The organism is Paenibacillus sp. HB172176 (genome assembly GCF_011947265.1).
Classification (GTDB): domain Bacteria; phylum Bacillota; class Bacilli; order Paenibacillales; family Paenibacillaceae; genus Pristimantibacillus.
Genome location: NZ_JAATHD010000004.1, coordinates 275,980 through 289,675, shown reverse-complemented (window position 1 = coordinate 289,675; position 13,696 = coordinate 275,980). Strand labels below are relative to the sequence as shown.

At 47.8% G+C, this 13,696-nt stretch carries 11 protein-coding genes; all 11 read right to left on the bottom strand.

Translation table 11 applies throughout. The features are described 5' to 3' along the window. Window positions 1-21 precede the first annotated feature (21 nt). The 11 genes from HFP08_RS08380 to araA all read right to left on the bottom strand — a co-directional run bounded on the left by HFP08_RS08380 (window position 22) and on the right by araA (window position 13,692). Window positions 22-1,455, bottom strand: coding sequence for a sulfatase family protein (locus tag HFP08_RS08380; protein ID WP_168120133.1), 1,434 nt, complete (start codon window positions 1,453-1,455; stop codon window positions 22-24). 18 nt (window positions 1,456-1,473) lie between these two features. Next, window positions 1,474-2,982 carry an ABC transporter substrate-binding protein gene (locus HFP08_RS08375; RefSeq protein WP_240941224.1) on the bottom strand — a complete coding sequence of 503 codons (1,509 nt, stop codon included), beginning with the start codon at window positions 2,980-2,982 and terminating at the stop codon, window positions 1,474-1,476. Between the two features lie 117 nt (window positions 2,983-3,099). Then, on the bottom strand, window positions 3,100-3,852 hold the full coding sequence (locus tag HFP08_RS08370) for a response regulator transcription factor (RefSeq protein WP_168120131.1): 753 nt from the start codon (window positions 3,850-3,852) through the stop codon (window positions 3,100-3,102). Window positions 3,853-3,856: 4 nt separating this feature from the next. Continuing rightward, window positions 3,857-5,659, bottom strand: a complete 1,803-nt coding sequence (locus HFP08_RS08365) for a sensor histidine kinase (protein ID WP_168120130.1) — start codon at window positions 5,657-5,659, stop codon at window positions 3,857-3,859. A gap of 41 nt (window positions 5,660-5,700) precedes the next feature. Further along, entirely contained in the window at window positions 5,701-6,984 is a 1,284-nt protein-coding gene (locus HFP08_RS08360) for a sulfatase family protein (protein WP_168120129.1), read from the bottom strand. A gap of 53 nt (window positions 6,985-7,037) precedes the next feature. Then, a complete protein-coding gene (locus HFP08_RS08355) occupies window positions 7,038-7,886 on the bottom strand; it encodes a carbohydrate ABC transporter permease (RefSeq protein ID WP_240941187.1) in 849 nt (282 codons plus the stop codon). A 15-nt stretch (window positions 7,887-7,901) separates the two neighbouring features. Continuing rightward, window positions 7,902-8,879, bottom strand: a complete 978-nt coding sequence (locus HFP08_RS08350) for a carbohydrate ABC transporter permease (protein ID WP_240941186.1) — start codon at window positions 8,877-8,879, stop codon at window positions 7,902-7,904. 204 nt (window positions 8,880-9,083) lie between these two features. Continuing rightward, the gene (locus HFP08_RS08345; RefSeq protein WP_168120128.1) at window positions 9,084-9,923 is read right to left on the bottom strand and encodes a hypothetical protein; all 840 of its coding nucleotides are present in this window, start codon (window positions 9,921-9,923) and stop codon (window positions 9,084-9,086) included. A 237-nt stretch (window positions 9,924-10,160) separates the two neighbouring features. Further along, window positions 10,161-11,312, bottom strand: coding sequence for a Gfo/Idh/MocA family protein (locus HFP08_RS08340; protein ID WP_168120127.1), 1,152 nt, complete (start codon window positions 11,310-11,312; stop codon window positions 10,161-10,163). After that, window positions 11,309-12,154, bottom strand: coding sequence for a class I fructose-bisphosphate aldolase (locus HFP08_RS08335; protein ID WP_240941185.1), 846 nt, complete (start codon window positions 12,152-12,154; stop codon window positions 11,309-11,311). Before HFP08_RS08335 ends, HFP08_RS08340 begins: the two co-directional genes overlap by 4 nt. Window positions 12,155-12,198: 44 nt before the next feature. Further along, on the bottom strand, window positions 12,199-13,692 hold the full coding sequence (araA, locus tag HFP08_RS08330; RefSeq protein WP_168120126.1) for an L-arabinose isomerase: 1,494 nt from the start codon (window positions 13,690-13,692) through the stop codon (window positions 12,199-12,201). Window positions 13,693-13,696: the final 4 nt, after the last annotated feature.

Sequence of the window (13,696 nt, the reverse complement as noted above, 5' to 3'; positions counted from 1 at the left end):
TCTCTCCCTCGTAACGACTTGTCAAACCCATGTGTTTGGATACGGAACTGGCAATTCCTCTGCGGTGGCATGCCCTGGGTCAGCTTGATTGTACTCCGTCAAGCCCAATTGCTCACGAATCGCCTTCTGCGATTTCTTGGCCAACAGCCCAACCGCTTCCGGATCGCAAACACTTCTCAACCGGATTTCACACTGTCGCCTTGCTTCATTAACATTAGAAGAAGCTTCGCCCTTCAGCAAATTATTCTGTTCAGCAGGATCTTCTGCCAAGTGAAATAATTGATGTTCCTGTCCCTCTGTAAAATAAACATATTTCCACTGCTCCCACCTGATCATGTACATCCCTACCGGAACGCCATGAGCATGGTATTCGCTGAAGACGAAATCTTTTCGGCTACTTTCTCTTTCAAACGCCAGATCCAGCAATGACGATCCTTGGAGTCCTTCCGGTACGGGTACTTGCAGGGCATCGCAAACCGTCGGGAATAGATCGACCAACGAAGTAAGCTGATTCACTTCTTTCCCTTGTTTTGTGCCGGGCACTCGTAAAATCATGGGAATATGAGAGGCCTGCTCGAACATACAACATTTGAACCATAAACCATGGTATCCCAATTGCTCGCCATGATCGCTTGTATACAGGACAAGCGTATCCTCCTCTAGCCCTTGTTCTCTTAGCGCTTGCAGGATCATCCCCACATTATCATCCATTTCCGAGATTAACGCGTAATAGCCTACAAACATGCGGCGAATCGTTTCATCATCAATCTGATCTCCGCCGAAATGCACGCGTAAAGCTTGGAGAGGCTTATTCAATGAAGGAAAAGGAGGTTTGACCTCATCGGGTATGCTTGTCACTAAGCGGTCGTAATAGTCCCAGTACTTCTGCTTCACAAAAAACGGAAAATGAGGATGCATGAATCCCACATTCAAAACCCAAGGCTTGTCGCCTTTCTTTTTGCCTCGAAGCCATTCAATGGCGCCGTCTCTAACCTGATCATCTTGGCAAGAGTCTTCTCTGACTCTTATGTTCTTGAATCGTTCTACCACTTTAGGTCTAGGCTTCAACACCTCACGAAATAATGCTCCTGTATCCACCTTGCGACGATGTTGGACTAGAGGCGCATGAAGGCCTGGATAGCTCACATCCGGGTGGAAATCCAACTTTCCGAAGCTGGCGATTTCGTGACCATATTGGCTTAATTGTCCGCCTAGCCCCATCAGTCTCCCTTCATAAGGCGTTGCGTTATCCCAGGCCCCGATTTGATGAACATATTTGCCGGTATAAGCGCTGGCCCGGGACGGCGTACACAGCGGGGAGTTGCAGTAACAGTTTGAGAAATGTACGCCTTCTTGAGCCAACAAATCGAGATTCGGTGTATAGACAACCGGATTCCCGCTGCAGCCCATAGCTTGGAAGGAATGCTCATCAGACATAATCATTAATACATTCACAAAACCACCTCGAGAATCTTATTTGCTATTATAGTCTGCATCGGTATAATCCTTTGAAGCGTCCCAGTTTTGAAAAGCGAAATCCGTCAAATCTACATCCACACCGTTCGACTTTACTTTATTGATGGCATCCGATAAGCCTTTATTCATTTTATCGTTATATGATTTCATAGCATTCTCGATATCCTTTGTTTTTCCCGTGAGAATCATTTGTAGAATGGCAGTGAAATCAGGGGTGATTTTGGGTTGGCTAATTCCCCCAAGCTCGGTGATGACATCTGCTGTACCGGGATTCCCTATTGAAGGGTCGGGTCTGACTTTCAGATACTCGTTGTGCAATTCATAGAAGGTTTTGAATTCCGGCCAAGGATATAAGGATTCGTCTTTATTTAACGATTCGATAGGAGCCAATGAAACGCCGGATTGAATGGAACCTGAAAAATATTCCTTAGATGCGATCGCCTCAGTCAATGCTTTCCCGATCTCCTCAAGATGTACGGCGTTGTTGGCAACTACCATTGTCCGATTGGAGGTTGCAATCGTATAGTGCTGGTACGGCTGTTCGCCATTCTCCTTGGGCACAACCGCCAACCCCAAATTCAATTCTGGATAATCCCTCTTTATAGTCCACAATGAGTAACGTCCGGAAATCAGAAATGCGGATTTGCCGCTGCCGAATAATGCTTGCGCTTCCGGCTCCTTCAACGTATACGAAGCCGGTAGAATGACATTATCCTTTTTCAATTGGTTCATGAAATCGATCGCTTTGAGAATTTCGGGATTATCATAGTCATACTGACCCGTTTTGTAATTAAATCCCCAATCATCCTCCGGATTTGTACCGGTATCCACATTACTCAGACCGGCAATCGCGAAACGAGGGTTCTTGGCGGTGGCCATCCCCATAATGAATCCATAGACATCGCCTTTTCCCTGTTCTGTTACCTTCTGTGTAATGTCTTCAAATTCTGCCCAATCCTTAGGAGGCGCATCATATCCGACTTTCTCCAACAAATCTTTATTGTAATATAAAATACTGTTCATTTGAGGACCACGCAAGGGATAAGAATACGTCTTGCCATTGATGACATTAATTCCTTCGGCAAATGAACCCTGCATGAACTGGCTCTTCCAATCTTCTGTTATAAGATCGTCCAAAGGCCGAATCATCTTTTTATCTACGGCTTGTCGAATGTCCAAATTGGAAGGAAGCTGGTATATCTCCGGCAAATCATTGGAGGCAAACGCGGCTTGAATGGCGGTGTTATATTGATCCCATGGCATGTATTTCGTTTCAATTTTAATTTTGCCTTTGTTTTTTTCATTAAAATCGGCGATGATTTGACCTCCGGGACCGTCAGGCGTAAACGAGTCACTTGCGGTCCAGAATTGAAGCGTGACCTCCTTCTCCGAGTTGTCGCTAGATTGATCCTGAGAATTAGAGCTTGCTGAATCCGTACTTTCGTTGCTGCATGCGGAAATGAGCAAAATAAGCGCCAACAATGCAAAAATACATACCTTTTTCATCTTCAAGATGCACAACCTCCCTTTGCATGTTTTATATCCAACTCAATTGTAATCGCTATCATTATCTGTCGAAATCGTTTCTTTTTTACTTTGAATAGTCGATTTTTTACTACTCATTCATGATAGATTCAATTTTTCACGATATTCCCCCGGAGGAACTCCAACCTCTTTCTTAAACACTTTTCCAAAATGATTTTTATCCAAATACCCTACCCTCTCGCCTATTTCCCAGATCTGCAATTCAGATGAAGCAAGCAGTCTCTTGGCATGTTCGATGCGAATATCCGTCAAATAATGCACGAACCCTTTTCCAATCTCCATTTTAAATAATCGGCTTAAATATGAAGGATTGAAATCCATTTTTTCAGAAAAATAAGCAATAGATAATTTCTCATCCCTATAATGTTCCTGCATATATTCAGTCATGGAGGCAATCAATTTGACACCGCCGTTGATACGGTCCCAATCATTCGCAGCTTCCCTGCCGGAATCTTTGCGAATAAGCTCCGCGAGTTGGTTTAAAACCTCTTTGATTTCACCCTTGTCCAAGGGCTTTAATATATAATCAGTTGCGCCCAAACGAATGGCTTTGCGCGTATATTCAAACTCATTATGTCCTGTTATAATCACGACAGGTATCTGATTATTACGCTCACGAATCTTTCTCAAAAACTCTAAGCCATCCATTTTGGGCATGCGAATATCAGTCAATATCACATCATATCGATTGGTTTCCATCAGCTTCAAACCATCCAGTCCGTTATAGGAGATATCCTTCACTTCAAAATCGGGACAATGTGCTGTTATGATCCGCTGAAGCGCTTCGCACATCATCCATTCATCGTCCATGATCAAAGCTTGATACCTCACAACCTCACCCCCGATACCATTTAATTTCTACGATTGTTCCTTTACCCGGTTCACTTTGAATGCGAATGGAAGCTTGCTGATTATAATAAATGTTCAGACGTCTTTGGACATTTCGCAAGCCAATATGAGTCTCCAACGTTTTCTCAGTATGATCCTGATTCAAATAATCATTTATTTGTTCCAGTTGAGAAGAAGACATGCCAATCCCATCATCTGACACACTAAGAACCAGCCATTCTTCGATGTAATCCAGTTTAATTCGAATAGTCCCTTCAGCCTGCTTTGGTTCAAGGCCATGAATGACAGCATTCTCTACGATAGGCTGCAGAATTAACTTCATCATTGGCTCATCAAGCCATTCCTCCGAAATATCGGTTTGTAGATGGAGACGACTGGTATATCGGAGTCTCATTATTGTCATAAAGTGCATCACATGCGTTAATTCGTCCTCGAATGTTGTAATAGGATCCGCATTTATGCTGTATTTAAACATGCTTGCCAGAGATCTGCTCATGATCGAAACATCCTCTATGGCGTGAATCTCTCCAATGCATGTCATTGTATTCAAAGTATTGTATAGAAAATGCGGATTGATTTGAGCATGCAAGGCATTCAGTTCCGTGATTTTGTTCATAAGCTCCAATTGTATTTCCCTGCTTCTCGATTTATATACTCTTTCTGTTAATTCATCAAGCTCCTGGAGCATGATATTAAACCGATTGCTTAATCGGCCAATTTCATCATCGCGATTGACATGCAGCCTGAATTTCACATTGCCTGTGCCTACATGCTTCATAGAACGTTCCAATTTCAACAAAGGAGATGTTATTGTTTTGGACAAGGAGGTGGATAAAGCAAGAATAACGAGCAGGGAAATAGCGCCCATAATCCAAAGAATGGTTTGAATTTCCTGTATGCCAGTTGAAATTTCCCTAAATGGAACAACGCCGATGATAGTCCAGCCTGTCTTTGACGATGGGTAATACCCGACCAAATACTTAACACCTTCATACTGAAAATCAAAATGATCCTCTCTGGGAGGATCCGTTTTAAGCATAGGAAACAATTGATTTTTCAAACTAGGAGATACTCTTGAATCGGGAACGACAAAATCACCTTGTTGATCGACCATGAATACGATCCCGTGCTTCCCAAGTCGAATTTCTTCGCTAAATCCCGTAATGATGTCCGGCGAAAAGTCGATCAATAGATCGCCTCTTACGGCGAAATTGGAATCCGTTATCCGTGAAGTATAAGATACCACTGGCTTATTAGAGACATAGCTCTGGTTATGATAATACAATTGAATTTGTGAAAGCTGCGCGTTTTCCTTCTGAAACCATGGCTGTTTCTTGAACGGATAATCCAATTCAACCGTTTTGTCCGTAGATGAAGAAATCACTCTGCCGTAGTCGTTCATTATGAATATCCCCTTGATTCCCAAGTATATTTGCCCAACAGAATCAATTAGTTTCCTGGCATCCATAATGGTCTCTACATCTTCAGCATTCGAACTGTATCTCTGTATACTTAAGAACTCTTGAATACTGGTGTTGTAGCGAATGATATCCGATATCCTTCCGGTTTCCTCCAAATACGCATTCAAGCGGCTGTTAACTTGTTTCGTAATCTCAACCGTGTAAGAGCCGAGCTCTTTCTCCAACTCACTTTCCGCATGATGATAAATAATATAGACCGTAGTCAGCAGCGGAAGAAAGCTGACAGCAAGAAAGGAAATCAACATTTTCTTTCTCATGCTCATATTCTGAAAGACTTGATTAATAGAAGTCGTTAGCTTCTGAAACATGATTGCCTCCTTCTCTGCCGACCACGGAACGGCAGCTCCTGCTATACTGTCGCGCTATCAGGCTTTGGTACTTGGCCCTTCAACAAAGGATCATGTGTCTGCTCCATCCATTTCCTTAAACCCTGATCCAACTCATTCTGAATGCCGCCGATCTCTTCGCGCCCGTACAAATTCACTTTTTCAAGCGGATCCATATACAAATCAAACAGCAATTCCCTCGGTCTGTCCATTTCAAAAAAGCCGTTCTCCTCCACAAAGGATTTCAATGGGCTTTGATCCATATTCACATGCACGTATCGGTCATGTGTATCATAATAACGAATAAGCTTGTACCTCTCGGTTCGGATACAACGCATGGGTTCATATCCGGCATGATAGGTGACCTCGGCAAACAATTCATCCCGCACGCGGTCCGTTTGCTTGTTCAGTATCGGAAGCAAGGATTGGCCTTGAAGCCAATCAGGCTTGTTCATGCCCGCCAAATCGCAAATTGTAGGAAACAGGTCAAGATGAGACACCATCGCATCAACCACTTCCCCGCCAGCCAGCCCACTCGGCAACCTCATGATCAAGGAAACGCCGATTCCCGTATCATAAAGCGTGCATTTCATGCGAGGAAACGGCAAGCCATGATCGGTTGTAAAGATGATTAACGTTTCTTCTTCAATCCCTGCCTGTGCTACTGCATCCAGGACGAATCCTACGCAAGTATCTGCCGTTCGGACTGAGGTCATGTACTGGGCCATAAAGCTCCTGGCTTGCGCATTGTCATGAAGCGGGTAAGGAACGTCCAGATAATCCGGATTAATGTCCACCGCGGCATCCGGAAAATTCAGATGTGTATTAAACATGCCGAACGAAAGAAAGAATGGCTGCTCCTTATTCTCACGATCTTTAATAAAGTCTGCAGCTGCTCTTGCATTATTGGTGTCCCAATTGACAGAATCAAATTCAAACACTTTCATATCAAAGTTTTGATCTCCAATAATTTTTGAATAGCCTATCATTTCGGCCTGAGGGGCCTCGTGCTGAATGCCGCATAGAACGGTTTCATATCCGTTTCCGTTCAAAAATTGCGTCAGATGTCGACTATAGTCCTCCATTTGGAAGCCGCGATGCGCAAGTCCGATCATCCCCGCAGAATGGGGAGTCATTCCAGTCAACAACGCCGCTCTGCTCGGCGAACAAGTAGGCCCGGCACAGAATGCGTTTCGGAATAGTACGCCTTCTCTTGCGAACTTCATCAAGTTGGGAGTTGGCGCCGCCACGCCGTAGGGGGAGATGTATCTTCCCGTATCATGGGTATGCATGTATATGATGTTCATTTTTTCATCCTCCGAGGTTTTATTTTCACTTATCTCTATTTAATTAGCAAGTTCTATCCCTTAACCGCTCCTGCAACGCCCTCAACAAAATATTTCTGAAAGAAAATAAATACCAGAATAATCGGAATCAAAGAAATACAAGCCCCAGCAGCCATTCCAACCCAATCCACACTATTCTCTCCTACGAATTGGTACATGCCTACGCCTAGCGTGCGTATCTTCTCATTCTGAAGAGTGAATACCAGCGGGATCAGAAAGGAATTCCAGCTGTACATGAATTGCATGATTCCTGTAGTAGCAATGATCGGTTTAGATAATGGCAGCATAACGGAAAAGAACGTTCGTATAAATCCGTAACCATCCACTTCCGCAGCTTCCTCCAAGTCTCTGGGCAATCCGCGGAAATGAGCCGTAAAGAGAAGGATGAACAAGACATGGGCACTTCCGATTTCAGCTAATATGACACCTGATAATGAATTATTCAAACCCATTGAATTAATTAGCGTGTAAACCGGAATCAAGGTAAAGCCTTTTGGCATGAACATCGTTGCTGTAATCAACACGATAAACAGCATTTTCCCTGGAAAGGGATATCTCCCCAGAACGTATCCGGTTAATGAGCACACCACGATTACAGCCAGTACCGTGCATAACGTAACAATCACAGAATTAATGAAGTATACGGAGAAATTAGCCGTCTCCCATGCTCTGAAATAATTTCCAAATTGGATTTTGTGAGGAATTAATCCCGCCCCTTCCGAAATGTATTCCGCGTTGGTTTTAAATGAAGCTGTAATCATCCATATGAACGGATAAATCCATATCAAACCTGTTGCGATCATTACAAAATGGGTTAAATAGGCTCCAGGCGATTTTCTTATTAATTTCATGAGTACATGCATGATTTACAACTCCTTTTAGTGAGAGGTCGTTTTGCCGCCGGTCTTCTTGATCAATAAACCGAATACAAGGGATACTACTAGCACTGCCACTCCGTAAAAAACACCCGCCGCAGCCGCGAACCCTACTCTTGCTTGGCCGCTCTCAGGCGCGAAAGCGTTGCGATATACATAGACATCGACCATATCGGTGGCGTAGGCAGGGCCTCCCTCAGTCATAGATTTGACCAGATCGAACATATGGAGAGCGTTGACAGCAGCCAATAGAATAATCACACTGCCGATTGGCAATAACAAAGGGATGGTGATCTTTCGCAAGGTCTGAATGCTGCTGGCTCCATCCACCTTGGCGGCTTCGTACAGCTCCTTTGGCAATGACTGCAGTCCTGCCAGCCAATAAATCATTTTCATGCCCAGGGTTTTCCATATTCCAACGACCATGACAACCACTAACGCGGTATCAGACGATCCAACCCAATCAATCGGATGATCCAATAGATGCAGATTGATCAAGGCCTCATTCAGCGCTCCTTTGTAAGCCCCGAATATAAAGCGCATCACCAGACCGACAACCGCAGTGGTGGTAATAACAGGCAAGAAGAAGATCGTCCGGTAAAATGACTTCCCCTTCAACCAAGCCGCATTCAATAAAATGGCCAAAAGCAGCGCCAAGGGTACTTGCACCAACACCATTCCCAACATAAAAATAAAGCTGTGTTTAAATGCGTTCCAAAACAAAGGATCGTTGACCAGCATAGTGAAATTTTCGAATCCAATGAAATCTTTGAGAGGTCCGAACCCGTCATATTCGTAAAAACTGTAAACATAACTCATAACGATCGGATAGATCGTAAATACAGCAAACAAGATAAGCTGCGGAAAAATGAATAAATAGCACCATTTGAATCGTTTGCTTTCACGTCTTGTGTGTTTGCTTTGTCCTCTTTTCTTCGCAGCAGCAAGCGGGCTCTTTCCAACAGCTGTCGAGTTGTTCAATACAAGGCACCTCCGTTAAATATCAACTTGTATTGATAGTGTAACCGCTGCCATTCTTTCATTAAATCTGCCTTTTCTTACTTTTGATATCGCATTTTTTACTTGAAAATCATAATTCGATGGGACTGAAAATTGTTTAGTGAAATAGTAAAGCTCCCCTCACGAAAGCAAGGGGAGCTCCAATATTCTTGTACGGGTATACGATTAACTCCTCATACCCAACGGATCTGATGAGCGGATGTCGAATTCTTTTAACGAAATAAGGGGATGCGTCTCTCCTCTGCCGGTTTCCGTGGTCGTCTTGCCGTCATCGCCCATTCTTCTGATCGAGAAGTCCCCGGTCAGCAGATTATAATCCTCCTCATCCGAATTTTCGATGGTCGTTGCGCCAGTATTGTAGGATCCCGAGGTTGCGCCGATGAGATACCAGTCCTCATCCTGATAACGGAAGCGATAGCGGCTGTACCATCTCCAGTTGCTTCCGCCATAATGGCTGACGACAATCGAGCCTCTGTCAATCGCGATGCTCTCGAACGGATCGCCCCAGACGCCGCCTTCGTCCGCGCTCAGAATGGCGTTCTCCGCTATGACAGAGAGCTCATAGGTTTCAGCTGTCGTTCCAAGGGCGATTAGCAACGAACGAGATGGCGCCGCTCCTTCTTCGGACTCCAACTTCTCGATGACAGCCGCGATATCGTCAATGCCGTCTTTGTTCAAATCGCCTTCGATCATAACGGGCGTGCCCGGCGGCGATTCGAGCAGATGCCAGCCCTGCGGGAGGATGGCACTGAAGTCATCGCCTGCCGCCTCTTTCCCATCAGTGGAAGACTCCTCCGTTCCAGCGGATGCTGTTGGTTCTACAGATTCAACTGGTTTTACCGACTCGACTGGGACTGGATCGACTGACTCCTCCGCCTTCAAGGTCTCCGCCGTATTGGACGATGCATGGGGCTGTTTGTTGTCTGTCGCGCTGCTTGGCTGCTCGCTGCAGGCCGACATGAGAACGACTATGCCCAGGATTATGCCAATAAAAGTGATTCTCATCTTCTCTCTCCCCTCTAGTGCTTCGACTATAGCAAAGAGCCCGCTCCATCGTCAATGCGACGATGAAACCGGGCTCTCCATCCTCTTGTAACCGCCTTGTCCCAATCCCTCCCGTGCTGTAAACCCTTCAATCTTAATTATAAAAATAGCATAATGAAACCGGGTCTCCGAACAGGGACCCTTTTCCTGCGTTCCACCTAGCCCAACCCCAATCTACCAATCAATACCGATCCAAATCTACCAGTCGATAGAAATCGTCTGTCCAGTGCGTTCAGACTCAAGCGCAGCCGTGAAGACGCGATGGCTGGCGGCCGCTTCTTCCGGCAGCGCGCACTTAAACGGCTGACGCATCTTCTCGCCGTTCGCCACTTCGTCGCAGAAGGCGGCCCACATCTGCAGAATGGAATCGGAGAAGCCGAATTCGAAAATGCCGCCGGTAATGGTGTCATAGGCCGAACGATACGGAGCGTCAACGACATGCCATGCTTGCGGGCAGCCCGGCTCGTACGGCAGCGAAGCCGCCTGCTTGGGATTCTTAGTCGTGAACTCGGCGGAGAAGGCCGTGCCTTGAATGCGGATAAACCATGTATTGGCATGACCCGGAGCGATCCGCTTCATGGACAGTAGCATCGGAAAGCGCGAGCCGTTGCCCTCTACCTCGCAAGCGAGAATCGCGTTGTCCCATGTTTCGCACGGTGCGACGCCTCCTCTGCCGTCCGGACGCTCGTCGACGATCTTCGACAATAGCGAGCGAACGCTCGAAGGCTTCCAGCCGAAGCGAAGCGGAAGATGCAGCACATGAAGACCCAGGTCGCCCATGCAGCCGTATTCGCCGTTCGTCGCAATGCGGCGCTTCCAGTTGATCGGCTTGGTAGGATCGAGATCGCTCGAATGCCAGAATCCAGCTTCAACTTCGATGATCTTGCCGAAGCGCCCCTCCTTCACCCACTGCACGATTTGCTGGGCGCCGGGAAAGAACGGAAACTCGGACGAACTGCGGACGATGACATCCGGATTCACCTCCAGCGCCGCCTGAATGGCGGCGTTCGCTTCCAGATCCATGCCGAAAGGCTTCTCGCCAAGCAGATGCTTGCCTGCGTTAATAATGTCGACATAAATCTGCGCATGCAGATTATGGGGAACGGCGCAGTACACCGCATCGACAGCCGAATCCGCAAGCAGCTCGCGATAATCCGCATATGCCCGCTCCACGGAAGGAACCTGCTCCTTGAACCACTCGGCCGCCGCAGGATTCGCATCGCATACCGCTACGATGCTCGGCTCGAAGTTGACAGAGGTAAGATGGCACCATCTGGCCGCCGCGCTGGCGAATTCCTTGCCCATAAGACCGCAGCCGATTACGCCGAAGCGAATGATCCTCTTGCTCATCGGGCTTCGTCTCCCTTCAAGCTATCAAGCGCTTGTTCGGCCGAGGCGCCATGATGGACGATCTGCATCAACGCTTTCGTCATCCCTGCCGGATTCGGATGCTGAATCACATTCCGTCCATAGACGATGCCGGATGCGCCCTGATTCATAAGCTCGACCGTGCGTTCCATAATTTCCTCGTCGCTTGCTCTTCCGCCGCCGCGCACCAACACCGGAATGCCCGATGCCACCTCGATTACCCTGCCGTATTCCCGAACATCGTCGCAAGGATCGGCTTTAATGACATCGGCTCCAAGCTCGACGGCTTGCCGAACGAGCGGCATAATCTTCCGAATATCGCCATCCACCATGTAGCCTCCCTTGGCTTCGTTCGGCAGCATGACGAGCGGCTCGACCATCAGCGTCATGCCGTACTTGTCGCATTCAGTCTTCAGCGCTGCGATATTGCGGACGCATTGATGATGCAGCTCCGGCTGACCCGGAAGCAAGAGCAAATTCACGCATACCGCAACCGCATCGAGCTGAACGGCCTGCTCAACCGCACGATGGACCAATTCGCTGAATAAGAATCGTGGAAGCTCGGTACCGTATATATTTGCGGCATCCGTCCGCAGCACAAGTCCGGGCTTCTGCTTCCCTGGAATTTCCTGTAGCAATCGAGCCTGGCCCGAGCTGAGCTGAATGCAATCCGGACCCGCGTTCACAATCGTTTCAATGGCGTTCTTCATGTTTTCGATGCCGGCAAGGAACGTATATTCGTTGAAAAAGCCATGGTCAATCGCAACATCGAAGCATTTCCCCTGCGCGCTGAACATTCGGTTTTGACGTGGTTTTCGATTCAAAATAAATCCCCCCTGATTGTTGTTTCATCCCATTCTGCACATCATTAGCGATTAAAACGATAATAAAGCTCATTCCATCGCAATTCGTTGTCCAGGCTCTTCATCGTTGTCGACGAATCGATTACGACGCATTCCACGCCGGACATCTTCGCCCAATCCGCCAGCTGCTCACTTGTCACATGGTAAGAGAAGCCGAAATGATGGGCCCCTCCCGCAAGAATCCAGGCTTCGGCTGCCTCGGTCAAGGACGGCTCCGGCTTCCACAGCACGCTGGCAACCGGCAGATTCGGCATCTTGTTCGGATTGGCGACGGCATCGACTTTATTCACGATCAGTCGGAAGCGATCCCCAAGATCGACAACGGTCGCATTAATCGCTGCGCCGGTCGCTCCGTTGAAGATGAGACGGGCCGGATCGTCCTTCCCTCCGACGAATAGCGGATGAACTTCAATTCTTGGCTTGCTCGCGGCAAGGGTCGGACAGATCTCCAGCATATGCGAGCCGAGCACCATGTGATTGCCTTCTTGCATGTGGTACGTGTAATCTTCCATGAATGAGGTCCCTTTGTTTCCGGCCATTATTTTCATAAGCCGAACGAGCGCCGCCGTCTTCCAATCCCCTTCCGCGCCGAAGCCGTACCCCGCAGCCATCAGCCGCTGCGCCGCCAGTCCCGGCAGCTGCTTCAGCCCGTGCAAATCCTGAAAGCTGGTAACGAAGGCGCTGTAGCCGCCTTCCTCCAGGAACGCCTTCAGGCCAATCTCGATGCGCGCCTGTTCCCGGATAGCTTCCCGCACCGAACCCTCCGTCCTGCCATTCTCGGTAAACTCATAGCATTCCTCGTATTCGTCCACCAACTCGTTCACCCGCGCATCTGCGACATCCTGTACCCTTTCGGCCAGATCTCCTGCCGGGTAGCCGTTCACCGACCAGCCGAAACGAATCTGACCCTCGACCTTATCGCCTTCCGTAACGGCAACATAGCGCATGTTGTCCCCGAAGCGGGCAATCTTCATCGTCTGACTCTCCGTATAAGCGGCAGCCGTTCTCATCCACGAGCCGATTCTCTCTCTCGTGCCGGACTCCTGCCAATGGCCGGCGATGATCTTGCGGGCTATGCCGAGCCTGGCTCCGATGAAGCCGAATTCGCGATCCCCATGGGCTGCCTGATTCAGATTCATGAAGTCCATGTCGATCTTGTCCCACGGAATCTCGCGGTTGAACTGCGTATGAAAGTGCAATAGCGGCTTTCGGAGCTGCGTCAGGCCGGAAATCCACATCTTGGCCGGCGAGAACGTATGCATCCAGACGACGACGCCCGCGCAGTTCTCGTCCGAATTGGCATCCAGACAGACGCGGCGAATGGCATCGGGCGTCGTTACGACAGCCTTGAATTGAAGGGGATAGGTCAGTAGCTCATCCTGATCGAGTGCGGCAACCAATTCCTTCGAGTTAAGCTCTACCTGAGACAATACATCGTCGCCGTACAGTCCCTGACTGCCCGCGACGAACCAGAATGTTGATTGCTTGGGTTGAAGCATGATT